Annotated in this window: 31 protein-coding genes and 1 pseudogene; 17 read left to right on the plus strand and 15 right to left on the minus strand. The window is 68.4% G+C overall.

Going from position 1 to position 26,279, the window contains the following annotated elements; translation table 11 throughout:
• Positions 1–6 precede the first annotated feature (6 nt).
• The 6 genes from A3862_RS27570 to A3862_RS27595 all read right to left on the minus strand — a co-directional run bounded on the left by A3862_RS27570 (position 7) and on the right by A3862_RS27595 (position 6,505).
• A complete protein-coding gene (locus A3862_RS27570) occupies positions 7–1,251 on the minus strand; it encodes a cysteine desulfurase (RefSeq protein WP_043755817.1) in 1,245 nt (414 codons plus the stop codon).
• A 187-nt stretch (positions 1,252–1,438) separates the two neighbouring features.
• A complete protein-coding gene (locus A3862_RS27575) occupies positions 1,439–2,761 on the minus strand; it encodes a SufB/SufD family protein (RefSeq protein WP_043755815.1) in 1,323 nt (440 codons plus the stop codon).
• A 3-nt stretch (positions 2,762–2,764) separates the two neighbouring features.
• Complete coding sequence (gene sufC, locus A3862_RS27580; protein WP_043351937.1) at positions 2,765–3,517, minus strand: Fe-S cluster assembly ATPase SufC; 753 nt, start codon at positions 3,515–3,517, stop codon at positions 2,765–2,767.
• A gap of 15 nt (positions 3,518–3,532) precedes the next feature.
• Entirely contained in the window at positions 3,533–3,772 is a 240-nt protein-coding gene (locus tag A3862_RS27585) for a hypothetical protein (protein ID WP_043755814.1), read from the minus strand.
• Positions 3,773–3,797: 25 nt separating this feature from the next.
• Entirely contained in the window at positions 3,798–5,267 is a 1,470-nt protein-coding gene (sufB, locus tag A3862_RS27590; RefSeq protein WP_043351940.1) for a Fe-S cluster assembly protein SufB, read from the minus strand.
• 68 nt (positions 5,268–5,335) lie between these two features.
• Positions 5,336–6,505 carry a cysteine desulfurase family protein gene (locus tag A3862_RS27595; protein ID WP_043755812.1) on the minus strand — a complete coding sequence of 390 codons (1,170 nt, stop codon included), beginning with the start codon at positions 6,503–6,505 and terminating at the stop codon, positions 5,336–5,338.
• A gap of 273 nt (positions 6,506–6,778) precedes the next feature.
• Between A3862_RS27595 and A3862_RS27600 the strand changes: the two genes are divergently transcribed.
• From A3862_RS27600 to A3862_RS27610, 3 genes are all read left to right on the plus strand, one after another.
• Positions 6,779–7,435, plus strand: coding sequence for an alpha/beta hydrolase (locus A3862_RS27600; protein WP_043351944.1), 657 nt, complete (start codon positions 6,779–6,781; stop codon positions 7,433–7,435).
• 85 nt (positions 7,436–7,520) lie between these two features.
• Positions 7,521–7,907, plus strand: a complete 387-nt coding sequence (locus A3862_RS27605) for a response regulator (RefSeq protein WP_043351947.1) — start codon at positions 7,521–7,523, stop codon at positions 7,905–7,907.
• A gap of 59 nt (positions 7,908–7,966) precedes the next feature.
• Positions 7,967–9,259, plus strand: a complete 1,293-nt coding sequence (locus A3862_RS27610) for an O-acetylhomoserine aminocarboxypropyltransferase/cysteine synthase family protein (RefSeq protein WP_043755809.1) — start codon at positions 7,967–7,969, stop codon at positions 9,257–9,259.
• A 232-nt stretch (positions 9,260–9,491) separates the two neighbouring features.
• On the opposite strand, the gene A3862_RS27615 is transcribed toward A3862_RS27610, so the two are convergent.
• Together A3862_RS27615 and A3862_RS27620 are read right to left on the minus strand one after the other, a co-directional pair.
• Positions 9,492–10,661, minus strand: coding sequence for an acetyl-CoA acetyltransferase (locus tag A3862_RS27615; RefSeq protein ID WP_111474142.1), 1,170 nt, complete (start codon positions 10,659–10,661; stop codon positions 9,492–9,494).
• A gap of 202 nt (positions 10,662–10,863) precedes the next feature.
• Entirely contained in the window at positions 10,864–11,433 is a 570-nt protein-coding gene (locus A3862_RS27620; RefSeq protein ID WP_043755804.1) for an NUDIX domain-containing protein, read from the minus strand.
• A 131-nt stretch (positions 11,434–11,564) separates the two neighbouring features.
• Between A3862_RS27620 and A3862_RS27625 the strand changes: the two genes are divergently transcribed.
• The 12 genes from A3862_RS27625 to A3862_RS27685 all read left to right on the plus strand — a co-directional run bounded on the left by A3862_RS27625 (position 11,565) and on the right by A3862_RS27685 (position 18,666).
• Complete coding sequence (locus A3862_RS27625; RefSeq protein ID WP_043383834.1) at positions 11,565–12,053, plus strand: hypothetical protein; 489 nt, start codon at positions 11,565–11,567, stop codon at positions 12,051–12,053.
• On the plus strand, positions 12,050–12,301 hold the full coding sequence (locus tag A3862_RS27630; protein ID WP_043351953.1) for a monovalent cation/H+ antiporter complex subunit F: 252 nt from the start codon (positions 12,050–12,052) through the stop codon (positions 12,299–12,301). The genes A3862_RS27625 and A3862_RS27630 overlap by 4 nt, the downstream gene beginning before the upstream one ends.
• Entirely contained in the window at positions 12,298–12,582 is a 285-nt protein-coding gene (locus A3862_RS27635) for a monovalent cation/H(+) antiporter subunit G (protein ID WP_043755801.1), read from the plus strand. The genes A3862_RS27630 and A3862_RS27635 overlap by 4 nt, the downstream gene beginning before the upstream one ends.
• A complete protein-coding gene (locus A3862_RS27640; RefSeq protein ID WP_043383840.1) occupies positions 12,579–12,830 on the plus strand; it encodes a Na(+)/H(+) antiporter subunit B in 252 nt (83 codons plus the stop codon). Before A3862_RS27635 ends, A3862_RS27640 begins: the two co-directional genes overlap by 4 nt.
• Complete coding sequence (locus A3862_RS27645; protein ID WP_043755800.1) at positions 12,827–13,603, plus strand: MnhB domain-containing protein; 777 nt, start codon at positions 12,827–12,829, stop codon at positions 13,601–13,603. Before A3862_RS27640 ends, A3862_RS27645 begins: the two co-directional genes overlap by 4 nt.
• A complete protein-coding gene (locus A3862_RS27650; RefSeq protein ID WP_043351959.1) occupies positions 13,600–14,007 on the plus strand; it encodes a sodium:proton antiporter in 408 nt (135 codons plus the stop codon). Before A3862_RS27645 ends, A3862_RS27650 begins: the two co-directional genes overlap by 4 nt.
• The gene (locus A3862_RS27655; RefSeq protein ID WP_043755798.1) at positions 14,004–15,758 is read left to right on the plus strand and encodes a complex I subunit 5 family protein; all 1,755 of its coding nucleotides are present in this window, start codon (positions 14,004–14,006) and stop codon (positions 15,756–15,758) included. The genes A3862_RS27650 and A3862_RS27655 overlap by 4 nt, the downstream gene beginning before the upstream one ends.
• Before the next feature lie 60 nt (positions 15,759–15,818).
• Positions 15,819–16,532, plus strand: coding sequence for a hypothetical protein (locus A3862_RS27660; RefSeq protein WP_236961565.1), 714 nt, complete (start codon positions 15,819–15,821; stop codon positions 16,530–16,532).
• A gap of 467 nt (positions 16,533–16,999) precedes the next feature.
• On the plus strand, positions 17,000–17,278 hold the full coding sequence (locus tag A3862_RS27665) for a DUF6894 family protein (protein WP_043755794.1): 279 nt from the start codon (positions 17,000–17,002) through the stop codon (positions 17,276–17,278).
• Between the two features lie 249 nt (positions 17,279–17,527).
• A complete protein-coding gene (locus tag A3862_RS31710; RefSeq protein ID WP_164706404.1) occupies positions 17,528–17,863 on the plus strand; it encodes a hypothetical protein in 336 nt (111 codons plus the stop codon).
• A 93-nt stretch (positions 17,864–17,956) separates the two neighbouring features.
• Entirely contained in the window at positions 17,957–18,328 is a 372-nt protein-coding gene (locus A3862_RS27680) for a hypothetical protein (protein WP_043351972.1), read from the plus strand.
• Positions 18,329–18,468: 140 nt separating this feature from the next.
• Entirely contained in the window at positions 18,469–18,666 is a 198-nt protein-coding gene (locus A3862_RS27685; protein WP_043351974.1) for a hypothetical protein, read from the plus strand.
• Between the two features lie 8 nt (positions 18,667–18,674).
• On the opposite strand, the gene A3862_RS27690 is transcribed toward A3862_RS27685, so the two are convergent.
• Positions 18,675–19,091, minus strand: a complete 417-nt coding sequence (locus A3862_RS27690) for a hypothetical protein (protein ID WP_043755792.1) — start codon at positions 19,089–19,091, stop codon at positions 18,675–18,677.
• Between the two features lie 346 nt (positions 19,092–19,437).
• Between A3862_RS27690 and A3862_RS27695 the strand changes: the two genes are divergently transcribed.
• Positions 19,438–19,908, plus strand: coding sequence for a hypothetical protein (locus A3862_RS27695; RefSeq protein ID WP_043755790.1), 471 nt, complete (start codon positions 19,438–19,440; stop codon positions 19,906–19,908).
• Positions 19,909–20,020: 112 nt separating this feature from the next.
• On the opposite strand, the gene A3862_RS27700 is transcribed toward A3862_RS27695, so the two are convergent.
• On the minus strand, positions 20,021–21,499 hold the full coding sequence (locus A3862_RS27700; protein ID WP_111474143.1) for a methyl-accepting chemotaxis protein: 1,479 nt from the start codon (positions 21,497–21,499) through the stop codon (positions 20,021–20,023).
• A 1,069-nt stretch (positions 21,500–22,568) separates the two neighbouring features.
• Here A3862_RS27700 and A3862_RS27710 point away from each other — a divergent pair.
• Complete coding sequence (locus A3862_RS27710; protein ID WP_236961570.1) at positions 22,569–23,774, plus strand: tyrosine-type recombinase/integrase; 1,206 nt, start codon at positions 22,569–22,571, stop codon at positions 23,772–23,774.
• On the opposite strand, the pseudogene A3862_RS32655 reads toward A3862_RS27710, so the two are convergent.
• The 5 genes and pseudogenes from A3862_RS32655 to A3862_RS27730 form a co-directional block, all read right to left on the minus strand.
• Positions 23,712–23,870 (minus strand): annotated as a pseudogene (locus tag A3862_RS32655) (hypothetical protein); the annotation flags it as partial. The gene A3862_RS27710 and the pseudogene A3862_RS32655 sit on opposite strands and share 63 nt — an antisense overlap.
• Positions 23,822–24,238 (minus strand): hypothetical protein, encoded by a 417-nt coding sequence (locus A3862_RS27715; protein ID WP_111474145.1) that lies wholly within the window; start codon positions 24,236–24,238, stop codon positions 23,822–23,824. The gene A3862_RS27715 and the pseudogene A3862_RS32655, both read right to left, overlap by 49 nt.
• Positions 24,231–24,461, minus strand: a complete 231-nt coding sequence (locus A3862_RS27720) for a hypothetical protein (protein ID WP_111474146.1) — start codon at positions 24,459–24,461, stop codon at positions 24,231–24,233. Before A3862_RS27720 ends, A3862_RS27715 begins: the two co-directional genes overlap by 8 nt.
• A complete protein-coding gene (locus tag A3862_RS27725; RefSeq protein WP_111474147.1) occupies positions 24,451–25,176 on the minus strand; it encodes a hypothetical protein in 726 nt (241 codons plus the stop codon). Before A3862_RS27725 ends, A3862_RS27720 begins: the two co-directional genes overlap by 11 nt.
• The gene (locus A3862_RS27730; protein ID WP_124263021.1) at positions 25,169–26,278 is read right to left on the minus strand and encodes a hypothetical protein; all 1,110 of its coding nucleotides are present in this window, start codon (positions 26,276–26,278) and stop codon (positions 25,169–25,171) included. Before A3862_RS27730 ends, A3862_RS27725 begins: the two co-directional genes overlap by 8 nt.
• Between the last annotated feature and the right edge of the window lies 1 nt (position 26,279).

The raw sequence follows: 26,279 nt of genomic DNA on the forward strand, positions 1-26,279 counted from the left end.
CAGATATCAGGTAAACAGCATCTCCGCCCTGCCGAGCGCTTCGGCAAGGGCATCGATCTCGGCGGTCGTGTTGTAGAGCCCGAAGGACGCGCGGCAGGTCGAGGTCACGCCGAACCGCTGGAGCAGCGGCATGGCGCAGTGGGTCCCGGCCCGGACCGCCACGCCCTGGCGGTCGATGACCGTGGCGATGTCGTGGGCATGAGCGCCCTTCATCTCGAAGGCGATCACACCGCCCTTGCCGGCAGCCGTGCCGATCAGGCGCAGGGCGTTCATCGCGCCGAGCCGCTCCTGCGCGTAAGCCGTCAGCTTCGCCTCGTGGGCGGCGATCGCGTCGCGTCCCAGCGTCATCATGTATTCCAGCGCCGCGCCGAGGCCGACAGCCTCGATGATGGCCGGGGTGCCCGCCTCGAATTTGTGCGGCGGTTCGTTGTAGGTGACCGCGTCCTCGCTCACCGTCCGGATCATCTCGCCGCCGCCCTGGTAGGGCGGCAGGCGCTCCAGCCATTCCTTCTTGCCGTAGAGCACGCCGATTCCGGTCGGCCCGTAGACCTTGTGGCCGGTGAAGACGAAGAAGTCGCAATCGAGCGCCTGCACGTCGACGGGCTGATGGACCGCGCTCTGTGCGCCGTCGAGCAGGACCGGGACGCCGTGGGCGTGGGCGATACGCACGATCTCCGCGGCGGGCGTCACCGTGCCCAGCACGTTCGACATGTGGGTGATCGCCACCATCTTGGTGCGGGGCGAGAACAGCTTCTCGTATTCCTCCACCAGGAAGTTGCCCTGGTCGTCCACCGGTGCCCACTTAATCACGGCGCCCCGGCGCTCGCGCAGGAAGTGCCAGGGCACGATGTTGGAGTGGTGCTCCATGATCGAGAGGATGATCTCGTCCCCCTCCCCGATCAGGCCGGCCCAGCCCATCGACGAGGCCACGAGGTTGTAGGCCTCGGTGGCGTTGCGGGTGAAGATGATCTCGTCCGTGGAGGCGGCGTTGAGGAACTGCCGCGTGGTCTCACGGGCGCCCTCGAAGCCCTCCGTGGCGGCGTTCGCCATGTAGTGCAGGCCGCGGTGGACGTTGGCGTAGCCGGTCTCCATGCAGGAGACCATCGCGTCGATCACCTGACGGGGCTTCTGCGCCGAAGCGGCGTTGTCGAGGTAGACCAGCTTCTTGCCGTAGACCTGCTGGCCTAGGATCGGGAAATCCTTGCGGATCGCCTCGATGTCGTAGGTGGGGGTGAGGACGGGTGCGTTCATCGCTTCTCACTCACTGAGCGCCCACCCTTCGAAGAGGACGGGCCCCCTCCCCCATGCGGGGAGGGGTAAGGGTGCGGGCGGGTCATGAGGCGCCGCCGAGATTCGACCGGCGCCGCTCCAACCTCGGGCTCCTCCCCGCACGGGGGAGGAGAGCGCATCGCGTGCAGGACGGAGCGGGTTGCGGACGCTACACCCGTGCCTTCAGCCAGGCCTCGATCTCGCCGACCAGCGCCGCGCGGGCGCCCTCGTGCGTGACCGCTTCCACCGCCTCGCCCACGAAGGCCTGCACGAGCAGGCTCTCGGCGATCGCGCGCGGCAGGCCGCGGGCCATCAGGTAGAACAGCAGATCGTCGTCCGGCGCACCGCAGGTGGCCCCGTGGCCGCAGGCGACGTCGTCGGCGAAGATCTCCAGCTCCGGCTTGTTCATCATCTGCCCCTCGTCCGTGAGGAGGAGGCAGTCGGACTTCATCTTGCCGTCGGTCTTCTGGGCGGCCTGACGGACGATGATCTTGCCCTGGAACACGCCGGTGGCGTCACCGTCGATGATCCACTTGAACTGCTCGCGGCCGACACCGCCCACGGCGGCATGGTCGGCGAGAAGCGTCGAGTCGGCGAGCTGTCCCCTGCGCAGCATGGCCGCGCCGTTGACGACCACGTTCGTGTCCTCGCCCGCGATGTGCACGAAGATCTGGTGGCGCGACAGCACCGCTCCGGTCACGAGGTTCACGGTTTCCACCTGCCCCTCGGCCTCGACCTTCAACGACAGGGTCGAGAGCGCGATGGTGGCATCGCCCTCGATGTTCAGGCGGGTGTGCCGGAAGGCAGCCTTCGGGCCGACCACCACGTCGAGGGCGTCGTTCGGCTGGCAGGTGAGGCCGTCCGTTCCCTCATGGCTCTCCAGCAGGCTGAACTCCGCGCCCTCGCCCAGCTGGACGAGCACGCGGGTCGCCGTGGAGAACGGCGCGTCGCCGGTGCCCACGAAGCGGAGATGCAGCGGCCGCACCGGCTTCGCACCGGCAGCGACCGTGATCACCGCGCCATCGGCCAGGAAGGCGGTGTTGAGCTGGTAGACCGGGTTCTCCCGGGCCTGTGCGACCGGGGCGAGCTGCTTCAGGCCGGCATGGCCCTTGGCGAGGGCCTCCGACATCGGCACGACCGTGACACCCTCGGGGATCGCATCGAGATCCGACAGTTCGCCGATGAGGTGCCCGTTCACGAAGGTCAGGCGCGCGGCCTCGATGCCGGAGAAGCCCTTCGCCTGCGCGACGGCCGCCTTGGCGACCTCGAGGCTCGGCGCATCGGCCGGCGGTGCGGCCTCGGTGATGGCGGCGCGCAGATCCGTGTACTTGAAGGCCTCGACCCGGCGGCTGGGCAGGCCGGTCGCCTCGAAGAAGCGGAACGCCTCCTCGCGGGCGATCGCCGTCTCGCTGGCGAAGCTCTGGCGGGCCGATTCGAACAGCTTCGACAGGCCGGCCTCGGCGGGGGAGCGGAGGTTGGTGACGCCGGCCATGGTTCAGGCCGCCTCGTTGGTGCGATACTCGGCGTAGCCGGAGGCCTCGAGTTCGAGGGCGAGCTCCTTGCCGCCGGTCTTCACGATCTGACCCTTCGACATGACGTGCACGGTGTCGGGCACGATGTGGTTGAGCAGCCGCTGGTAGTGGGTGATGACCAGGAACGAGCGGTTCTTGTCGCGCAGCGCGTTCACGCCCTCGGACACGATGCGCAGGGCGTCGATGTCGAGGCCGGAATCGGTCTCGTCGAGCACGCAGAACTTCGGCTGCAGCAGCGCCATCTGGAGGATCTCCATGCGCTTCTTCTCGCCGCCGGAGAAACCGACGTTGAGGGCGCGCTTGAGCATCTCCTTGTTGATCTCGAGCTTGTCGGCGGCGCCGTTCACCGCCCGGATGAAGTCGGGGGTCGACAGCTCCGCCTCGCCGCGCGCCTTGCGCTGCGCGTTGAGGCAGGCCTTGAGGAAGGTCATGGTGCCGACGCCGGGGATCTCCAGCGGGTACTGGAAGGCCAGGAAGATACCGGCCGCGGCGCGCTCGTCGGCGGCCATCTCCAGCACGTTCTGCCCGTCGAGCAGGATCTCACCGTCGAGGACCTCGTAGTCCTCCTTGCCGGCGATGACGTACGACAGGGTCGACTTGCCCGAGCCGTTCGGCCCCATGATCGCCGCGACCTCGCCGTCGTTCACGGTCAGGTTCAGGCCGTTCAGGATGCGGTTGTCCTCGATCTGCACGACGAGGTTCTTGATTTCCAGCATGTCAGTCCAAGTCCTTCAAAACCATTTGTCTCGCATCGCCCTCAGGAACGCGACGTTCCCGGCCGGGTAGCCGGAGAGATCGCCGGTCACCGCGTCGATGCCGCACCGGGGACAGAGGGCGGTGCCATCATCGGCGATCCACCCCGCGATCTCGTCCGGCGCGAAAACCTCGATGCAGAAGAAGCATCCGCACAGGACGCTGCTCCTGACCTCGTCGGCGTGCCGCGCGCTGTGCCGATGCGCGGCCCGCAGCACGTCGTCGTCGAAACCGCCCAGGCGGTCAGCCCACCGAGCCTTCCAGGCTGATCGAGATCAGCTTCTGCGCCTCGACGGCGAACTCCATGGGCAGCTGCTGCAGCACGTCCCGGACGAAGCCGTTGACGATGAGTGCGGTCGCCTCCTCCTCGGAGAGGCCGCGCTGCTGACAGTAGAACTTCTGGTCCTCGGAGATCTTCGAGGTTGTCGCCTCGTGTTCGAACACCGCCGAGGCGTTCTTCGACTCGATATAGGGCACGGTGTGCGCGCCGCACTGGTCGCCGATCAGCAGGGAGTCGCAGTTCGTGAAGTTCCGGGCGTTGGAAGCCTTCCTGTGGGCCGAGACGAGCCCCCGGTAGGTGTTCTGCGACCGACCCGCCGAGATGCCCTTCGAGATGATCCGGCTCGTCGTGTTCTTGCCGAGATGGATCATCTTGGTGCCGGAATCGACCTGCTGCATGCCGTTCGACACCGCGATCGAGTAGAACTCGCCGCGGGAATCGTCGCCGCGCAGGATGCAGGACGGGTACTTCCACGTGATCGCCGAGCCGGTCTCGACCTGCGTCCACGAGATCTTCGAGCGGGCGCCACGGCAATCGCCGCGCTTGGTCACGAAGTTGTAGATCCCGCCCTTGCCCTCGTTGTCGCCCGGGTACCAGTTCTGGACCGTCGAGTACTTTATCTCGGCATCGTCCAGGGCGACGAGCTCGACCACCGCGGCGTGGAGCTGGTTGTCGTCGCGCTTCGGGGCGGTGCAGCCCTCGAGATACGAGACGTAGGAGCCCTTGTCGGCGATGATCAGCGTGCGCTCGAACTGGCCGGTGTCGCGCTCGTTGATGCGGAAATAGGTCGACAGCTCCATCGGGCAGCGCACGCCCGGCGGAATGTAGACGAACGACCCGTCCGAGAACACGGCCGAGTTGAGCGTGGCGAAGAAGTTGTCGGTCACCGGCACGACCGAGCCGAGGTACTTCTTCACCAGCTCGGGATGCTCGCGCACGGCCTCGGAGATCGGCATGAAGATCACGCCGGCCTTCTCCAGCTCCTTCTTGAAGGTGGTGGCCACCGAGACCGAGTCGAACACGGCGTCGACCGCGACGCGGCGCTCCGGCGCGATGCCCTCCAGCACCTCGACCTCGCGGAGCGGGATGCCGAGCTTCTCGTAGGTCTTCAGGATCTCAGGATCGATCTCGTCGAGCGACATCGCCGCCGGACGCTTGGGCGCCGCATAGTAGTAGATGTCGTTGTAATCGACCTTGTCGTAGGAGACCCGCGCCCACTCCGGCTCCTTCATGGTCAGCCAGCGCTTGTAGGCGTCGAGGCGCCACTCCAGCAGCCACGCGGGCTCGTTCTTCTTGGCCGAGATGAAGCGCACGACGTCCTCGGAGATGCCCTTCGCGGACTTCTCCATCTCGATGGTGGTCTCAAACCCGTACTTGTACTGGTCGAGGTCGATCGAGCGGACCCGGTCGATGGTTTCCTGCACGGCAGGCATCAGCGTCTCCTGGGCATCTCCGGCGTCAAGGGCCGGGAAGCGTCTGTCGGATAGCGGGGGCGCGGCCCTCAGGCCGCCTGTCCTCGCCGTCTATATAGGGGCTGCAAGGCCCGTTCGAAGGCGTCGAGGAAGCATGCCACCTCCTCGTCCACCGTGTTCCAGCCGAGGCTGACGCGCAGCGCCCCCCCGGCGAGGTCAGGACCGACGCCCATCGCGGCGAGCGTCGCCGAGCGCGCGACCTTGCCCGAAGAGCAGGCCGAGCCCGACGACACCGCCACGCCGGCGAGGTCGAGGGCGATCAGGGCCGAGGGCGCATCGAGGCCCGGGACCGAGAAGCTGAGGGTGTTGGGCAGGCGCTGGGCCCCGGCGGCGAACACCACCGCGTCGGGCGCCAGGGCCCGGATGCCAGCCTCGATCCGGTCGCGCAGCGCCCCGAGGCGCGCGCTCTCCCGGTCGAGCGACTCGCGGGCGATCCGCGCGGCCTCGCCCATGCCGACGATGGCCGGCAGGCACTCGGTGCCGCAGCGCTGCCGGCGCTCCTGCCCGCCACCCCGCATAAAGGCGGTCTCCAGGGTGACCCCGTCGGCCAGCACCAGCGCGCCGACACCCTTCGGCGCCGCGAACTTGTGGCCCGACAGGGTCAGTGCGTCGAGGCCGAGGCCGGCCATGTCGAGGGGGACCTTCCCGGCCGCCTGCACCGCGTCGCTGTGGACCATGGTCCGGCCGTGCTCGCGAGCCAACCCGACGATGTCGGCCAGCGGCTGCACGGCGCCGGTCTCGTTGTTGGCGGCATGGACTGAGACGAGCACGGACTCGTCGGACAGCGCGGCGAGCCGTGTCCCCAGGGCGGCGAGGTCGACCACGCCGTCGGCCGTGACCGGCAACGCCTCCGCGGCCGTTTCCGGGAACCGGTGACCCGCCGCGACGCAGGGGTGCTCCGTCGCCGAGTAGAGGAGCCGGGTCGGAGCCGGCGTGCTGCGGCGACGCAGGGCGCCCGACAGGGCGGCGTTGGCGGCTTCGGTGCCGCCGCTGGTGAAGACGACCTGTTCGGGCCGCGCCGTCACCAGGGCCGCGACTTCGGCGCGGGCCGCTTCAAGAGCGGCCCGGGCGGCCCGACCCTCCGCGTGGATCGAGGACGGGTTACCGGGGAGCATCAGCGCGCGCGCCACCGCCTCGGCGACGGCCGGACGGACCGGAGCTGTCGCATTGTAGTCGAGATAGGCGCGTCCCCGGCTCATCCGCGTTCCGTTAAGTCCTCTGCTGCGGCGCGTCACAATTCCTTGCCCGCGCACCGGCTCGCCGTGCTAAGGCGCGCCGAGAGAATGAGATCCCGCCGCCCCAATCCGGTCGGCGTGGCAGCCGGCGCGAAGCTTCAGGCGGCTTCTTTAGAATAGTTCTAATCATCTAGAACCATTCTAAGACTGCTTTTATGGGGCGCGCGCGACGAGTCAAGGCTGCCGCGTCGCCGTGCCGATCGCCCGGCGGGCGATCTCGAGAGTGAGAGACGAGCGATGCCCGAAGTCATCTTCACCGGCCCGGCCGGCCGCCTGGAAGGCCGTTATCAAGCCCCCAAGAAGCGCGGTGCGCCGATCGCCATCATCCTGCACCCGCACCCCCAGTTCGGGGGTACGATGAACAATCAAATTGTGTACAACCTTTTTTACACCTTCGCCAATCGCGGTTTCGCAGCCCTGCGTTTCAATTTCCGCGGGGTCGGCCGCAGCCAGGGCTCCTTCGATCACGGCTCGGGCGAGCTGTCGGATGCCGCCGCCGCCCTCGACTGGGTGCAGTCGGTCAACCCCGAGGCGAAGTCCTGCTGGATCGCCGGCGTGTCGTTCGGCTCGTGGATCGGCATGCAGCTCCTGATGCGCCGCCCCGAGATCGAGGGCTTCATCTCCATCGCCGCGATGGCGAACCGCTACGACTTCACCTTCCTGGCCCCCTGCCCCTCCTCCGGCCTGTTCGTGCACGGCTCCGAGGACCGGGTGGCGCCCGCCCGCGAGGTCATGCCGGTGATCGAGAAGGTGAAGACCCAGAAGGGCGTCATCATCGAGCACCAGATGGTCGATGGCGCGAACCACTTCTTCGACGGCAAGGTCGAGGAACTGACACAGACGGTGGACACCTATCTCGACAAGCGCCTGGGCAAGCGCGAGGAGGCGGCCTGACCGAACCGGTCCCGCGCCTTGACGGGGGGAGCCCCGGAGGAATAGGGCGCGGACTTCGGAATTGAGACTCACCTTCGCAGGTCTGATGTCAGATAGCCCGTCCGATCAACCCGTGGTGCTCCTGGTGGAGGATGACGGCCTCCTGCTGATGGAGGCCTCTGACACCCTTGCGGATGCGGGCTTCACCGTCGTCGAGGCGACGCACGCCGACAAGGCGCTGAAGGTCCTGGAGAACCGTGACGATGTCGGCGTCCTGATGACCGACGTCGACATGCCGCAGGGTTCGATGGACGGTTTCGCCCTCGCCCGCCTCGTGGCGTATCGCTGGCCGTCGATCCCCGTTCTTGTGGTGTCGGGCATGGGTACGCCCGGTCCCAACGACATGCCGGAGGGCGCCCGGTTCATTCCGAAGCCCTACGAGCCGACCACCCTGGTCCGAACCCTGCAGGCCTTCCTCCGCCGCGCGGCGTGACGCACGGATCCGCTCGGGCTGACGCCCCGGTCCGGGCATCGAACACCCGACCGAGAGCCATGACGGATCAGAACCGACCGCACCGTTTCGCGACCCGGGCCATCCATGCCGGCGCGGCGCCGGACCCCGCCACGGGCGCGCGGGTCCAGCCGATCTACTTCACCAACGGCTTCGTGTTCGACTCGACCGAGCAGGCGGCGGACATCTTCGCCGGCCGGCGGACAGGCTTCTCGTATTCCCGCGGCTCGAACCCCACCGTCGCCGCGCTGGAACGTCGCATCGCCGATCTCGAGGGCGCGAAGGCCGGCGTGGCGGTGTCTTCAGGACAGTCCGCCATGCAGCTGGTCCTGATGACGCTGATGAAGAGCGGCGACGCCTATGTCGCATCGCCGCGCCTGTTCGGCGGGTCACTCGGTCTGATGCGCCGCCTCGATGGGCGCTACGACCTGAAGCCCCGCTTCGCACGCGGCATGGCCCCGGAGGATTTCGAGGCGGCCATCACCCCGGACTGCCGGGCCATCTTCTGCGAATCGATCGTGAATCCCTGCGCGTCGGTGGTGGACCTCGATGGGATCGCCGCGGTGGCGCGGCGCCACGATCTCCCGCTCGTCGTAGACAATACCCTGGCCTCGCCGGCCCTGATCCGACCGATCGAGCACGGCGCCGACATCGTCTGGCACTCGACCTCGAAGTTTCTGAGCGGCTCCGGCCAGACCATCGGCGGCGTGATCTGCGACGCCGGCCGCTTCGACTGGGAAAAGGCCGGCGGCTACAACCTGATCACCGAGCCCTGGCCGGACTATGACGGCCTCGTCCTGACCAAGGCCTTCCCCGAAACCCCGTTCGCGGCCGCCTGCCGGTTCTTCGGCCTGCGCGACCTCGGGCCCGGCCTGTCGCCGATGAACGCGTTCCTGACGCTCATGGGCATCGAGACCCTGCCGTTGCGCATGGAGCGGCACTGCGCAAATGCGCGGGCGGTCGCGGCCTTCCTCAAGGACCATCCGGCGGTGGATTGGGTGAGCTATCCGATGCTGCCGGGACAGCCCGGGGAGGACCTCGCCCGGCGCTACACGCCGAACGGGCCGGGCTCGATCTTTACCTTCGCCCTGAAGGGCGGCGAGCCGGCGGCCCTGACGTTCATCGCCGCCCTGGAGCTGATCTCGCACCTCGTGAACATCGGCGAGATCAAGTCGCTGGCGATCCACCCGTCCTCGACCACCCACCGGCAGTTGCCGGAACACGAGAAGGCCGCCGCGCAGGTCGGGCCCGAAACCGTTCGCCTCTCCATCGGATTGGAGGACGAGGCCGACCTGATCGCCGATCTCACGCAGGCCTTGGACCGGCTGGGCTGAGCGGGACGCTCGCGTCCGAAGGGCGTGCGGCCCCTCTCCTCATCCGCCGCGACCGCAGCGAACCACGGCAATGCGCGCTGGCCGTCATCGCCCTGCTGGATTGCCGCGCTCCGGTCGCGAAGACGGCGACGGCGAGACCTCCCGAAGGACCTGACCTCTCGCGTTCGATCCTCGTCCGGTCCAGAGAGGAAGCCTGCCCCTCTGGATCGTCGCCGGGCCGCCGAGCCTCCGCTCAGCGCCGCCGTTCCAGGATCGACACGTAGTTGGCGACCGCCGCGCCGCCCATGTTGAAGATCCCGGCGAGTTCCGCACCGGGTACCTGCATCTCGCCGGCCTCGCCCATGAGCTGGAGGCAGGCCATCACGTGCATCGACACGCCGGTGGCGCCGACCGGATGGCCCTTGGCCTTCAGGCCGCCGGACGGGTTGATCGGCAGCCGCCCGCCCTTCTCGGCCAGGCCCTCGCGCACCACGCGGTAGCCCTCGCCGGGGGCTGCGAGGCCCATCGCCTCGTACTCGATCAGCTCGGCGATGGTGAAGCAATCGTGGGTCTCCACGAAGGAGAGGTCCTCGTTGGCGATCCCGGCCTGCGCGCGGGCCTTCTCCCAGGCCATCCGCGCGCCCTTGAACTCCGCCGGGTCGCGGCGGGACAGCGGCAGGATGTCGTTGACGTGGGCCCGGGCGCGGAAGCCGATCGCCCGCTCCAGACCCTCCGCCGTCTCGGCATCCGCCACCACCAGGGCCGCCGCGCCGTCCGAGATCAGCGAGCAGTCGGTGCGCCGCAGGGGAGCGGCCACGTAGGGGTTCTTCTCCGAGACTCGGTTGCAGAAGTCGAAGCCGAGATCCTTGCGCAGCTGCGCGTAGGGATTGCCGACGCCGTTGCGGTGGTTCTTGGCGGCGATCCGGGCCAGCTCCTCGCTGCGGTCGCCGTAGCGCTGGAAATAGCCCGCCGCGATCCGCCCGAACACGCCGGCGAAGCCGCCCTCGATGTCGGCCTCCTCCTTCCGGTAGGAGGCGCCCAGGAGGATGTCGCCGGTCTCGGCGACGGTCTTGGCCGTCATCTTCTCGGCGCCGATCACAAGGGCCACGTGGCCGCGGCCGCTGTCGACGAAGTCGAGGGCCGCGTAGAGGGCCGCCGACCCGGTGGCGCAGGCGTTCTCCAGATGGGTCGCCGGGGCGTGGGCGAGGCCGGGCCGATTCACCGCCACCAGCGCGCCCTCGAAGCCCTGCTTCGAGAAGCCGGTGTTCATCGAGCCCACATAGATGCCGTCGACCTGGGATTCCTCGACGCCGGCATGGGCCAGCGCCTCGCCCGAGACCCGGGCGATCAGCCCTTCGACATCCGGCTCCTCCAGCTTGCCGAAGGATGTGTGGGCCCAGCCCACGATGCAGGCGCGCGTCATCCGGTGACCTCCCGAGTCTTGCGCGGACGATGGGCCCGCCGTGGCCGGCGATCAAGACGTGCCGACGGCTCTTCGGAGCTTACTGTCCGCATGAGTGTCCTTCACGCAGGTCGCTTTCAGCGCAGGTGGAACGCGATCCACGCGACCCCGGCCAGCACCAGCGCGGTCAGCAGACCCTGGGCGAATGCGCGCTGGCGGTTCCTCACCGGTGGAACAGCTCCGGATGGCGTGCCCGGAGCGCGAGGATCAGGGTGAGCGTTTTCAGGTCGGTGATCTCGGCGCGGTCGGCCCGGGCGGCGAGCTCGGCCAGCGGGATCTCGACGACCCGGATGTTCTCGTGCTCGCCCTCGGCCCCGCCGCCCGGCTCGGCCCGATCCGCCAAGCCGTAGATCGCGAGGTACAGGTGGATCTTCTCGGTGGTGAGGCTCGCGCAGGAATAGGTGGCGCCGACGAATTCCAGGGCGTGCAGGCGCAGGCCCACCTCCTCCATCGCCTCCCGGCGGGCATTCTCCTCCGGGCTGCCGTCATCGATCAGGCCGGCCGGGGCTTCCAGCTGGACCTGCTCGCCGGCCGCGAATAGCGGCGGGACCCGCAACTCGCGCACGAGCGTCGCGACCCGCCGCTCCGGGTCGTAGGGCAGGATCCCCACCGAGTTGCCGTGATCTTCGATTTCCCGCTCGACCACGGCGCCGTCAGCGAGGCGCACCTGCGCGATGCCGAACCGGCTCCAGCCCTCGTGGAGGAAGCGGATGTTCAGGATCTCGGCCTTCATGCGCACTCCCATCTCTGATCGCCCTACACGGAAGCGTGTCTTCGGGTTCCGGGAACGCGGGCGCCCGCCGTGACGTTCGGTCGGTCATGCGCATGGCCACGCTTCCGCGGGGCGCGCTCCGGTCAGGATCGATGCGGGCAGGACCGATCAGCGGACTCAGAAGGCGCTCGGGGCGTGATGGCCTCGCGATCTGGGTCGCCCTAGCACTGACCTACATGGTCTTTGCCGGCTCGGTGAGCGTGAACGAGGGACTCGCCGCCCTCGTCTGCGCCAGCCTCGGGACGCTGTGGTGGTGGGGCGTCGGCCGGCGCGGCGGCGTGCGGTTCCGCTTCGACCGGGGGACGCTGCGGCCGATCTGGCGGGCCCTGCGCGGCTTGCCCCGCGAGACCGTTCAGGTGGGCGGCCAGCTGGTGAGGGCCCTGCGCGGCGGCGCCGGCGGCGGGACGACCCGCGAGCGGAGCGCCTCCGACTTCGCCTGGGCGACGCCCGACGGTGCGACGGCGCCGGCCGCGCGGGCCGTCGGACTGCTCGCCGCCTCGCTCGCCCCCGACAGCTACGTCCTCACCCTCGACCGCGATCACGGAACGGTGGTGACGCACGGCCTGGAGGAGGCGCGATGACGGTCTGGACGGCCGCCATCCTGGCGCTGCTGCCGCCGCTCGCCGTTGCGGCGGCTTTGGCGTGGCGGGGCCGGCCCGGCCAGCGCTTCGCCGCCTACCAGCTCGCCGGCAGCGTCACGGTCCTGATCCTGACGCTTATGGCCTTCGCCACGGACCAGGCTTCGATCACCGACCTCGCCCTCACCCTGGTTCTGCTCAACCTGCCCGGCACGATGCTGCTCGCCGTCTTCCTGGAGCGCTGGATATGAGCGTCGTCATCGGTGTCCTGCTGGTCCTCGCGGTGGCGGTGACGTGGCTCGCCGCGCTCGCCCTGTGGCGCCTGCCGCGGGCCCTCGACCGGCTGCACGCGCTGGCCTTCCTCAACGTCGCGGCCTCAGTCCTCGTCACCATGGCGGCGTTCCTCGCCGACGGCGTCTCCGGGCGCTCGCTCAAGATCCTGGTGATGATGGTGGTGTTCCTCGCCTGGGCGGCGGTGCTGTCGCACGTCTCCGGCCGGGCCGTGCTGATGCGCGAGGGCCGCTCGGCATGACGGCGATCCTGCCGCTGCTGTTCCTGTTCGCCGCGATCTCGGGCACTGCCGTGGTCCTCGTGCGCGATCCCGCCCGGCAGGTCTTCGCCATCGCGGTCAACGGGCTCGTCCTGGCGATCCTGTTCGACGCCCTTCAGGCGCCCGACGTCGCCCTGTCCGAGCTGGCGGTCGGCACTGCGGCCGTCCCGCTCCTCTTCCTCGTGGCGCTCATGGCGGTGAAGACCCAGCCGCCCGAGGAGGATTCGTGAGCCCGAACGCCCGGATCGTCCTTCTGGCCCTCGCGGGCCTCGCCCTGCTCCCCGGCGCGGCGGCGGTGATCGCCGGCTTGCCGCCCTTCGGATCGACGATCGCGCAGTATGGCGAACGCATCAACGCGGTCGCCCCCGAGGCGCGGCACGTCGCCAACATGGTCAGCGCCATCAACTTCGACCTGCGCGGCCTCGACACCCTCGGCGAGGAGTTCATGCTGCTCGCGGCGATCACCGGCACGGTGGTGCTGCTGCGCGGGCGGCGCGGCGAGGGCAACACCGAGCGCGCCATGCGCCGGCCCGGCCGCGCCGTGATCCCGCGCTCGGAGGCCGTCGTGCTCGCCTGCCGGATCGCCGGCCCGCTCACCGCGCTGTTCGGCCTCTACGTCGTGCTGCACGCGACCGTGACGCCGGGCGGCGGCTTCCAGGGCGGCGTCATCCTCGCCTCCGGGACCCTGCTGATCTATCTCGGCGAGGGCTATGCCGGCTGGCGCGACGCCATCCGCAGCCACTGGCTCGACGCCCTGGAGGGCGGGGGCGCGCTGCTCTTCGCCCTGTGCGGGCTGGCGCCGATGCTCACCGGCGCCGCCTTCATGCAGAACATCCTGCCGCTCGGCACCTTCCGCGACCTGTTCTCGGGCGGCCTGATGCTCGTCGAGAACCTCGGCGTCGCCCTGGCGGTGACGGGCGGCTTCACGCAGCTCTTCCTGGAATTCATGGAGGAGACCCGCGAGGCGCGCGAGCCCGAGGAACCGGGGGAGGAATCCGCGTGAGTGTTCTCCCCTACGCGGTTGCCGCCTGGCTGTTCGGGATCGGTCTCTACGGCATCGCCACGAGCCGCAACTTCATCCACCTCGTGGGTTGCCTCGGCGTCTGCCAATCGGCGACCTACGTGCTCCTGCTCGGCCTCGGCTATCGCTGGGGCAGCATCGCGCCGATCTTCTACGACCACCCGCCGGGAACGCCCGCCGTCGACCCGGTGATGCAGGCGCTGGTGCTCACCGACATCGTGGTCGGCGCAACGCTCACCGCGCTTCTCCTCGTCCTGACGATCCAGGCCTACAAGCGCGGCGGCAGCCTGGACCCGGAGAAGCTCCGGCCGATGCGCGCGGGCGGCCAGTCCGGGCGCGATCGGGGATCGAACCGGGTGGGCGATGGGGAGCGGAAAGCCTCGTGACCGCTTTTCCCGCCGCCCTTCTCCCGCTACCGGTCGCCATCCCGCTCGTGATCTGCGCGGCGATGCTGGCGACCGCCCATTTCCTGCCAGGCCGCCTCCCCGACATCCTGGCGACGCTGGCGGCCTTGAGCGTCGCGGTGCTCTGCGGCGTCATCGCCGTGCATGCCGCCGACGGGCCCCTGGTCTACTGGTTCGGCGGCTGGGAGCCGCGCGACGGCGTCCATCTCGGAATCGGCTTCTCGGTGGACGAGGCCAGCGGCTGGGTCGCGGCCTTCATCGGCCTCCTCTACGCCCTGACCTTCGTGTTCGCCTGGGGCTTCTTCGATCGCACCCACGGCCACTTCCACATCCTGATGCTGCTGTTCCTGGCCGCCATGGTCGGGTTCTGCTTCACCCGCGATATGTTCAACCTGTTCGTGTGGTTCGAGGTGATGAGCGTCGCGGCCTTCGCGCTGACGGCCTACCATCTGGCGGAATCGTCGCTGGCAGGTGCCATCAACTTCACCGTGGTCAACAGCCTCGCGGGCTTCCTGATGCTCGGGGGCATCGGGCTGATCTACGCCCAGACCGGCACGCTCGATTTCGAGGGCATCGCGGCCGCCGTGGCGCGAGGCGGCCGCGATCCGGTGGTGGCCGGAGCCTTCTGCCTCGTGGCGTCCGCCCTGATGATCAAGGGCGCGATCGTGCCGTTCCAGTTCTGGCTCGCCGACGCCCACGCGGTGGCGCCGAGCCCGGTCTCGGTGATCTTCTCGGGGGCGATGGTCTCGCTCGGGCTGTTCGGCCTCGCGAAGGTGAGCGCCGTCGTGTTCGGCGGCTCCGATCAGGTTCGGCACGCCCTGCCCGCGCTCCTCATCGGGCTGGGCAGCTTCACCGCCTTGTTGGGCGGCTGGATGGCCCTGCTGCAGCGCCACCTGAAGCGGATGCTCGCCTTCTCGACGATCTCGCATGCCGGGATCATGCTCACCGGCCTCGGGGCCCTCTCGGTGGACGGGACCGGCGGTATGCTGGTCTACGTGGTGGGCCACGGGCTGGTGAAGGGGGCCCTGTTCATGATCGCCGGCATCCTGCTCGCGACCCAGGCCAGCATCGACGAGATCGCCCTGCGGGGGCTCGGACGGGGGATCTGGCCCGCCGGGATCGCCATGGGTCTGGCCGGGCTGCTGCTCTGCGGCCTCCCGCTCGGCGTGCTCGATCAGGGCACGCGCCTGGTCCAGGGCGCGCTGGCACAGCAGGGGCACGGGATCGCGCTGGCGGCCGGCGCCATCGGCGCGGCCCTGACGGGGGCGGCGGTGCTCCGGGCGGCAGGACGCATCTTCCTGGGCCTGGGGCCCGATCCCGGCGACGAGGCCGGGGCACCGAGCGAGGACGAGCGCGAGAAGGCCAATCGGCCGCTCTGGCTGATGCTGGCGCCCTGCTGCGTTCTGCTCGCCCTCGACGTCGGTGTGCCGGCGGGCCTGATCGAGCACGCCCTTCCGCGGGCGGCGTCGGCCTTCCTGCACCGGCCGGCGGTGGAGACCCTCGCGGAGGGACCGGGCTGGTTGCCATGGATTTCCGTGGTCGCCGCGCTGGCGGGTGCCGGCTACGGGCTGTTCCGGAGACGCCTGCCGGCGCTGGTGGTCCGGCCGGTGAGCGCGACGCAATCGGCGCCGACCCGTGCGCTGGAGGTGCTGCACAGCGGCCTGATCGGCGACTATGTGGCGTGGCTCGGGGTCGGCGTGGCGGTGGTCGCGGGCGTGCTGGCCTTGGCGTGACCATGAGCAACCGGACGCGGACGAACCTGATCGGCCGCGCCCATCAGGGGTAGGTTGTCCGTGTCGAACCAAGCCAGCGGTTCCCGTTTCCGACACGCGCTGCTGCTCGGCCTCAGCCTCGTTCTCGTCGCTGGCGGCATCGGAATGATCGTCACGGGGGCGGACGGTGGCGTCGCGACGACAGCGTTCTTCGGGGTCTGTGCGGCGGTCTCCGTCTGGCACATGCGGCCCGGGTTGCTGGAATCGGAGACCCGCTCGGCGGAGACCGTGCTCGCGCATTATCCCGGTCCGGTGGTTCTACGGGCCTCGGTGAAGAAGATCCTGTTCCTCGCCGCCCTCTCGGCCGTCTTCGGTGGGGTCATGGTCTGGATGCTGATGCACGAGGCGCCGTCGGTGACGATGCGGGTGCTGCTCTGGCCGGGTGTCGTGCTGTTCCTGGGCGGCCTGCCGGTCCTGATCCTCGTGGCGATCCGGGGTTCGTCGCTGTATCTCGACGGGACGGGCTTGGCGATCGTGCATGCCGGCCGGTCGCGGCGCATGTCCTGGCACGACGTCAGCGGCTTCACAGCGGTGACCGTGAAGGGCACGATGCAGCGGATGGTCGTGTTCGACGATGCGCGCGTCGGAGAGGGCCGCCTCGTCGCCCTGAACCGCCAGCTCACCGGGCGTGGAGCCGGGCTGCCGGACAGCTACGGTTTGGACCCCGACGCCCTCGCCGCTCTGCTCACGGCTTGGCGCCGTCGGGCGGTTCAGGACGAACCGATCGGACCGTGAGGAGTCTCCGCCGGAAACCGTCCGAGGGCATCGGAGCCAGCGCCGTGATCGACGCACTGTGCGCCTCACCGGATCCATCGTCGGCGCCGCCCGGACGGGCGGCGCGGGCCCGGCGCCGGTATCGCCGCGCCGATCCCGAGCATCGCCGATATCGAGCAGGCCCTCACGGCAGCGCTCCAGCCGCGGAACGCGATCAACATCGCGCCGAGGCGCAGGGCAACGACCGCTTCGCGCCGCGGATCCGGCTTTTCATCCCCCAGGGCGCGGATCCCGGAAGGGCCGCCCCGTCCGCGTTTATTCGTCAGCGATGATGCAGTGTGGTCATACGAGATAGGCGGTATTCGGCGATCCAGATCAATGCCGACCACGCATGACCGTGTAAAGGTGCGCCTATCGCTGGCAGATTGATTCGGGCGTCAGTGGCCGAGAGTAGAGCGTGCTCCCGCCCCTTTACTGTGGAGCGCCCCATGCCGCGGTACTTTTTCGATATCAGCAACCGAAGCTTCCATCGCGACGAGGAAGGCAGCGACTGCGCTAATTTTGAGGCGGCCCGCGCTCTCGCGATGCGAAGCCTGCCCGAGATCGCACGGTTCGCGATCCCGGGCGACGGGGACAACCAAGCCTTCGTTGTCCTGGTCCGCGATGAGGCTGGAACCGTCGTCTACACGGCGACGCTCACCTTCGCGGGAGTCCGGCTCAACGACGCCGCGAGTTCGCTCGGCCCTTGGCCTTCACCGGCGTCCTGATCTGTCCCACGGCGGCATCGAAATCGGTCTGATCCTCGCCGGCGCCAGCGTCACCCGCGGCTTCGATGCACCGGCGGCGCTGTAACTCGGGTGTCAGCGTCTTGGCCTCAAGCCGCTCGGCGTATGGGCATGGCTCATCGTTGGTGAGATCGGACACTCCCCCGTCCCGTGAGCAGATCGGGGCGGGGCCGCGCGGATCCTGACGGGATCGCCTTGGGGATCGGGCCATCGATCGTGAAGAGGACCGGGATGAGCTTCGCGCTCAACGTCCGATCTGTTCGCGAGCGGAAGCTGATGCGGCCGAGCTGTCACCAGCACACCGTCCGGCTCGGAAAATTCCACGACGAAGCGCGCACCATCATCATGCATGCTGACGATCGTGCCTTCCGTGCCCGCGGCGATGCGGTCGCCGTCATCGCTGATCGCGTCGACGCGCAGTACCACGTCATCGAGGTCCCGGAAGCTCGACGCAGGCTCGGTCTGCCGAGCACGATAGGCGTCCTCGAGCGACATCGACCAAATCTGGCGCACGAACGAGCCAAGCACAAACCACGCGATAAGCTCTTGTCAGAAGCTCAAGGTTAGCGCAGCGGCGCGATCACGACGTTCTTCTCCCTCCGTCTGCCATTCTCCGCCCGATGACGGTCTATTAAGTCTGCGCCCCTTAACCCGGCCGTCATGTCCGACCTCCCGCCCGCCGTCGCGTCCTGGCGCGACCAGATCGAGCGCCTGTCCGAGCACGCCTCGCCGTGCCGGTATCTCCTGCCGGCGAAGTGGGCGGCGATGCGGGCGAGCGCGCTGGCCTTCCTCGACCAGTTCGGCGCCGAGGCGCATCGGCTCGGCTGGACCGCGCCGCAACTGTTCGGGGTCCATCCGGAGCACGGATTCCTGCGCGTGGAATATGCCGGCGCCCTGATGGTCAACGACAGCCGGGTCACCGGCGTCGAGCCCGACCGGGTCGTGTTCGACCGCTTCTCCGGCTACCGGACCAAGCCGGGTCAGACCTGGGGACCGCCGGTCTGGGAGTTCGCGGCCAAGGGGCGCGGCTGATCCCGCCTGTGATCTGCGAGGATGTCGGGGGCAACCGCGCGGTTAGCCGACGCAGGTTGTTGCGCCGGCCAAGCCATTAACGCGTCAGGCCTTTTCGCGGCGCATGGTGCGGGCATGTCCCATTGCGCCACGAGCCTGCCATGCACTTCGAGATCCGCGCCACCGGCCGCCACCTCTGGACCTGGGTGTTGCTCGACGCGACGCAGATGACGGTCCTGGAATCGGACCGCACCTTTCCGTCCGAGACCCAGGCCTCGGCGGCCGCGCTGGCCTTCGCGAAGCTCGTGAACCGGGCTGGCCAGACGCTGACCGCGGGATCGTCAGGCGGCCTGATCTAGACGCGGACTCACTTTCGGCGCGGGCGGAGCGGCCCGTAGAACCCGCTCCATTCCAGGCCCAGGGCCTGCGCTCGCGCGGCCAACACGCCGGGCACCGACATCAGGCTCATCTCCGGCGACGCCAGGATGGCCGGGTCGTGCAGGAGAAGCCCGACCTGTCGTCCCCGCCACCAGAACAGCCCGAACAGCAGGGCGAGCGTCAGAAGCAAGCCCCAGGTCACGAGGCCTTGCCCGAAGATGGAGAGGCCATAGGGTGGTGCGAGGGCCGTACTGAGCCACGACAGGCCGATGCCGACGATCGGCAACAGGATGAGGAAGCCCAGCAGTTCCAGGTGCAGCCGCCGGACCACGCGGAGGGCGGCGTTCAGGTCCTCGACCGACACGGCGTCGAGGGAGAGCCGTTCATCGCTCGCAGCCTGCCTCATGGAGCCTCCTCCTTGGATGCTGCCTTCGACCGTGGGGCGGCATCGTTCTCGGACGCACTGGCTTGTGAGAGTCCCCGAGCCCCCCAGTTGCCGGACCGCCGGTCGGCGGCATGCTCGGCCACGTGCTGCTTCTTCGTGGCGGTCCGCAGGCCGAGACAGGCGATGGCCTGGGCGCGGGCCGATATCATCCGAGCGCGGTTCTCTCATAAGCCGATGCCCAGACAGCCGAAATCGGCCGCCATTCACATTCGTCCACCGGTTGCGAAGATCAGAAGCGCGGGCGCCTTGAAGCTTCCCCCCGCCTCAGGCTTGTTCTGCGTTCGTTCGCAAGCGGAGGAGCACCAGAATGGGGCGCCTGGGCAACGTCCAGCCTGGTCGGGTCTACGTCGACTGCGCGCCCTGCAAGCGCTCGGGACGCTACACCGTGGCCAGCCTGATCGATCGCTACGGCGCCGACGTCCCGACGGTGGATCTGCTCCGCCACCTGACGGCGTCGTGCCGCTACCAGCGCCGGCCCGGGGCTGCGCCCGCGCGGAAATACGAGCGCCTCTGCCTCGCCGCGATCACGCTGCCGCCGCCGGCGAAGCAGATCCCGCCGGTGCCGCCTGGGGTGCCCTACACGATCGAGGTCTGGCGCGACGCCGGCGGCAACGTCGCGCTGCACCTCGCCACCATCTACCCGCTGTCGATGGCGCTCGCCGCGTTCGAGGCTGCCTGCCGAGAATGGCCGACCCATGAGGTCACGCTGCGGGACCGGGCCCGGATCGTGCGGAAGCGTGAGGTGCCGCCACGGGTCGACGGCGCCTTACCGTCTTGAGCCTCCCGGTCCCGCGGTCGAACCGACTCGCGCGCTCCGCGACGGACGGCCTTACGGCGGCCCGCGCTGGAGCGGACGACCGCAGAGGCAGAAGCGGCAGCGACGGGCGGTGTTAAGCTACCATGGCCCGTGACGCCTCACGCACCAGCCGCGTTGAGGAGTCGACCTCCTGGGTCGAGGCGGCGATCACGCTCACATTGCGGCTGATCTCCCCTACGGCCTGGGTCATGGCCTGCATGTTGATGGACATCTCCTGGGCGACCGCAGCCTGCTGCTCAACGGCCGTCGAGATGGCCGAGGAGATCTCGTTGACCTCTCCGATCGTCTGCCCGATGCCCGCGATGGCGGTGGCGGCCTGATTCGCAGCGTCCTGCGCCTGCGCGATCTGGCTGCTGATGCTCTCGGTCGCCTTCGCGGTCTGGGCCGCGAGGGATTTCACCTCGGTGGCCACCACGGCGAAGCCCTTGCCGGCCTCGCCGGCCCGGGCGGCCTCGATCGTCGCGTTCAGCGCCAGCAGGTTCGTCTGCCCGGCGATCGTGTTGATCATCTCGACCACCTCGCCGATGCGCTGGGCGGCGGAGGCGAGGCCGGCGACCACTGTCGAGGTGGCGACCGCCTGCTCGACGGCCCGCCCCGTGACCTGCAGCGCGCGGTTCACCTGGGCGCTGATCTCGCCGACCGAGGCGGCAAGCTCCTCGGACCCGGCGGCGACACTCTGGGTGTTGCCTGAGGCCTGCGCGGCCGCGCTTGCCGCGCTCACCGCCTGCTGCGACGCATGAGAGATCGAGCCGCTGATGACGTCGAGGTCGCGGTCGACGCCCCGGTGGATTTCGGCCCGCCGCAGCCGCTCGGCCACGGCCTCGGTGATGTCGGTGGCGAACTTCACCACTTTCACGAGGCGGCCCGCGGCGTCGCGGACCGGGTTGTAGGTGGCCTGGATCCAGGCCTCGCGGCCGCCTTTGCCGATGCGCTTGTACTCCGCCTGCTGATACTCGCCGCTCCGGAGCCGGTCCCAGAAGGCCCGGTAGGCCGCGGTATCGCGGTCTGCCGCATCGACGAACATCGCATGGTGCTTGCCCTTCACCTCGTCGAGGCTGTAGCCGACCACCGCGAGGAAGTTCTCATTGGCGGTGATGATCGTCCCGTCGAGGTTGAATTCGATGATCCCTTGCGAGCGGTCGAGGGCGTTCAGCTTGCTCTCGAAATCGGCGTTGCGCAATTTCTGCGCTGTGATGTCCGTGGCGCATTTGAAGACGCCGTAGGGTTTGCCGTTGCGCCCGATGAGTGGGGTATAGCTCCCCTGAATCCAGACTTCGCGGCCGCCCTTGCCGATGCGCTTGTATTCAGATGTCTGATGTACACCGCTGCGCAGAGCGTCCCAGAACGCCTTGTAGGCTGCGCTCTCGCGCTCGACCGGGTCGACGAAGATGGAGTGATGCCGCCCCTTGATGTCGTCCAGTCGGTAGCCGAGGATCGACAGGAAGTTGGCGTTGGCGGTGACGACCTTTCCGTCGAGATCGAATTCGATCAGTGCGTGAGAGCTGTCGAGCGCATTCAATTTCGCGTGATGGCTGGGACGGAGAGACAGCATCTTAACCTGCTTTTAATATCGACGTTTCTATGCCAATTCTTTCATAAACTAATAAAATATCAGTAAACTTTCTTTAAGTGTAGACTTTTCGAGAAGGATTGAACTCCGCATTTTCTACTTTAAGTTGATTCGTCTCGTATTCTCGTATTGCTGCCGGCTGGCCATCTGCTGCTGGTTATGTAATTTCCGATCGCTTGCGGCTCAGAGAGATAAATTTCGATAACTATCCCCGCGAATTCGACGAGATCACCGCGGTCTGCAGTAGTAGATCCAGTCATTGAGATGCGCTGGCTCAAGACATGACGATGCCAGCTGGTCGCGAGATTGCGACTACGCGGCCGCCGGTCGCGCTGTGGTGCGAGGCGTCCATTCAACTGCCGCCCGCGCAGCCTTGATATTCTCCCGCGTGTCACCGAGGCGGGTCGAAAGCAGCCTTGTTACATGACGCCGCGGGGCTCGCATCAAGAGAGGCGGGAGCAGCCCTCGCGAAGCGCCACGGGATCGCGGTCCGCTGCTTCTGGCTGATGGCTGGGCCTTTGGCCTCCAGGCGCGCCGGCTTGTCGGCGATCAGCGCCTCGGTCGCCCAGGTGTGCGTACGGAGGGACGCGACGAGATCGGCGCCCAGCCTTCGCGAGCGGATACGATTCGGTGACGAGCTCGGCCGGCACCGCATCGACGGTGGCGTCGATGTCCTGGCCGCTGACCACGGCGGCCTAGCGCAGCTCGGAGATGGTCGAGTTGTTCGCCATGCTGCCTGCCATATGCATGCCGGGCCGGTCATTCGGTCAGCAAGCGCAGGGCTAAGTGGTGGTGCCGCAAGAGGGATTCGAACCCCCGACCCCCTCATTACGAAACATGAGTTACCCAGCAAATTAGTTGACAGGACTGCTTACCGGCCCGCAGAAGCGTCGATCTGTGAGGGGTTTGTGTGCGCGTACCCTCTCATTATGCGGACGGGACCGACCGCTCGGTTCGTCCCCGCTGCTTACTATGTGCTTACCGGACAGCGATGCGCCTCACGAACCAGTCTGCCCTTGCCGTTCGGCTTCCCGCCGGGCGCGATCGGATCGTGGTGTTTGACGATGATCTTCCCGGGTTCGGGCTGAGCCTGAGCAAGGGCGGGTCCCGCATGTGGGTCGTCCAGTACCGGAACGCGCTCGGTCAATCGAAGCGGGAATCGCTGGGCAAGGTCGGCCTGCTGTCCGCGTCCGATGCGCGCCGCGCCGCCGGCGAACGGCTGGCCCGGGCCAAGCTCGGCGAGGACCCGCACGCCGAGAAGGTGAAGGCCAAGGCTCGGGCGGCGGTCACGTTCGGCGCCGTGGTCGAGCCGTACCTGGAAGCGGTCGGGCCCGGCCTCCGGCCAGCCTACCTCGCCGAGGCCGGCCGCTACCTGCGAACGACCTGGAAGCCGCTGCACAAGCTCCCGCTGCACACCGTCGGTCGCCCCGAGATCACCGAGCACCTGACCAAGATCCGGAACGAGACCGGGCCGCACGCGGCGAACCGAGCTCGAGCCGCGCTGTCGGCGCACTTCGCGTGGCTGGTTGGGACGGGCAAGGCCGAGACGAACCCGGTCATGGGCGTGCCGAAGCCCGCGCCCGAGGTCCGCCGCGCCCGGGTGCTGTCGGAGGACGAGATCGCTCGGGTGCTGAAGGCCTGCCGCGACGATGACTTCGGACGGGTCGTGCGCCTGCTGCTGCTCACCGGCCAGCGCCGCGACGAGGTCGCCGACATGGCATGGACCGAGGTGGACTTAGCTGCGGGCCTCTGGTCGCTGCCGGGCGAGCGCGTGAAGAACGGGCAGGATCACGACGTGCCGCTGTCGGCCCCTGCCCTGCAGATCCTCGCCGGGACGGAGCGCATCGAGGGGCGACCGCTGGTGTTCGGCCAAGGCGACGGTGGATTCCAGGGGTTCTCCCGGGCGAAGGCGGCGCTCGACAAGCGCTCCGGCGTCACCGGTTGGCGGCTGCACGATCTGCGCCGCACGGCCGCCACGGTCATGGGCGACCGCCTGAAGGTACTCCCGCACGTGATCGAGGCCGTGCTGAACCACATCTCCGGCCACAAGGCGGGCGTGGCCGGCATCTACAACCGGGCGCTCTACGCCACGGAGAAGCGCGAGGCCCTAGACGCGCTCGGCGCCTATCTCGCAGGCCTTAAGCCAAGCGTCGAGATCGCCGCGGCGGATCCCGAGCCGGCGCTCGCTAAGCCGAAGAAGCGTCGGGCCGCGGCCGTCCTTGCACATCCGGCGAAGCGTCGCGGCGCTGAGTCCTAGTTCCCGGGCGGCGACCTGAAACGGCACGACGTGGCGCGATGCGTCGGTCAAGAGCGTCCTCCATCGGTCTCGGATCGGTTGAGGGAAGGGGCGGATTTGGCGGCGAGCTGCGCCGCATTGCTTGGCGAGAGGCGCACGACATCGCCGCCGCGGTAGAAGATCCCGAACGAGGTCATCGGCAGCGGGCCGGCATAGGCCATCGCCTCGCCAGGCTGGCGCAGGCCGAACCAGCCGTTGGGCATGTTCGGGTCGACCTCGACCAGCATGCCGGAGACGCCGCCGAGCCAGCGCGGACGGGTGCCGCCGGGCATCACCTCGTCCAGCAGCTTCTTGCATGTATCCATGATTTCGGAGCCCGTGGGCGGCGGCTTGGTGGGAGCCGTGCTCGTGTTCAGAGTCAGCGGCCGATCCATCGCGACCGGCAACGTCGTACCGAGCAGGCGACGGCGAAAGGCGTCATGCATCGCCAGCCTCCTGGGTCAGGAGAGCAAGCTTCGCGGAGACGCGAACCGACGCCTCAATGGGTTTGTGCTTCGGCGTCGTCCATCCGGACTCGGCCCAGTAGGCATCGACGTGTGCCTGCGCCTCAGCCTCAGTGTCGAAGATCCGATCAGTCCAGAGCATCCCGCTACCGTTCGGGATGACCCAGGCGCGGCGGTGGAACGACAACAGGTTCTTAGCGGCCATCGCCTGCCTCCTGGTTTGCTTCTGGTGCGGGGGTGAGGGGATCGGGCATTGCCCCTGTCGGGGCCGGGCTCTCGCCTTCGGCCGGATCCTTCGGTTCCGGCGGCAGAGCCGCTTCGATCCCTAATGCGGCCCTCCCTCTGTCGCGCCGCCGGAAGCCCATCGCGCCGTTGCAGTCGTAGATGTCGTGCTCGTCGGCCCAGGCAGCGAACAGCGTCCCCTCCGGCCACTGGATCGGGCCCCGCATGCCGTCGGCGAACCACTCCCGCACGGCGGCCAGCCCGCTCCCAATCTTGCACTCGGCCAGCACCAGCACGGCGACGCGCAAGGTCTCCATGTGCGCCGCGTCTTCCATGCGCGCGTCCATGGCGTCGGCGTATTCGGATCCAGCGCGCGCCTCGCCCTTCTCAGCCTCGCGGAGCCGAGCGCGGAGTTGGGCGGCTTCTTGCTCGGCGGCTTCGTTCAGGGCCCGAGCAACCGCGACCGTTGCCTCGGTGGTTCGTAGTTTCTGCTGGCAATCGGCTAAGAGCCTCTGCGTTGATCGAATGCGCTCCTGAAGCGCCGGAATGCTTGCGGCTTGCTCGCACCAGCGCTTAACGAGATCGATGTCCTCCTTTCGGCCGCGCACCTGATGGACGCCACAGCCGGAGAACCCGGACCAGTCTCGCATTGCCTCCTCGGCCGCACGGCCGGGATCGGTGGCGGGGCTCTCAAGCATCCGACGCCTCCTTGGTGGACGGGGACTCGGTGGGCGCGAACTCAGGCCACTCGGACACGTCGCCTTTGATCCAATCGCGGAGGAAGTCGAGGCGGTCGTAGTGATCGTCAATGGTCAGCGCGAATTTGATCGCGGCGATAGCTGCCCCGTTTGCGTCAATCTCTGCGCTGAACTTTGGGACCGTGACCCATTGGGAACTGCTGTTGAGCATGACCCAAGAGTTGTCCGGCAGCCGGCGGAAGTATGTCCCCGACCCGCAGCCTCGTGGGAATAATTCAGCCTCCTCGACCGTCATCGGAGGATCGCCTTCGGGCGTTGCGGAGGGCGGGGATGGGGGCGTTTGGATGAACTCAGGCCACTCTGACGTGTCGCCGCTCAGCCAGCTCTGGAGGAACTCCAGCCGGTCGTAGTGATCATCGATCCCGACCGCGAACTTGATGGCCTCTCCCGCTCCCTTTTTTCCCGGTGTCGAGGCGAGAGCATCGTGCAAGCGCCGGACGAGGCCGGTCGTCAGCCTCATGCGGCCCTTGTCCTCAAGGTTGTACGCGGGGTCGTCCGGATACCCCGGCTCGCCGACACCTGGGCCATCGGCATTGATGGCATCGAACACGGCCTGGGCTGCTGCACGCAGATCCCCGCCCGCTCCGGCTGGGAGAGCCGAGCCAACCGGAAGCCAGCCGGTCCAGGTGCCCCGGAAGCCCCGGAAGCTCTCCTCGCCGTTGTAGTGGAGGATCGTGTCGTAGCAGCCGGCCTCTTCGTCGTCGCCGTGACCGAGCTTGATGGTGGCGACCCAGCCGTGAGGCATCGCGGCATTCGGCTTATGCTTGGCGATGATCGGAACGCCCGTGGGCGCGTCCTTCATCGGCAACCAGGTCCCGCCCGCTCCGGCTGGATCAGAAGGTGCGGGGGCGGATGCGATCAGAGCACGATAGGCGATCGGCAGGCTCTCACGCTCTGGACCGCGCTTTGCCCGCCCCTGATCCCATTCGGCAGCCGCATATGCGTCATATCCCGCCTTCAGCATCTCAGGCGTCGGCTCGCGCGGCACGAGAACCCAATCGCCCGGCCCTTCAGCGCCCGGTGCTTTGGTTGCGGAGGACATG

It is taken from the genome of Methylobacterium sp. XJLW (assembly GCF_003254375.1).
GTDB lineage: Bacteria > Pseudomonadota > Alphaproteobacteria > Rhizobiales > Beijerinckiaceae > Methylobacterium > Methylobacterium fujisawaense.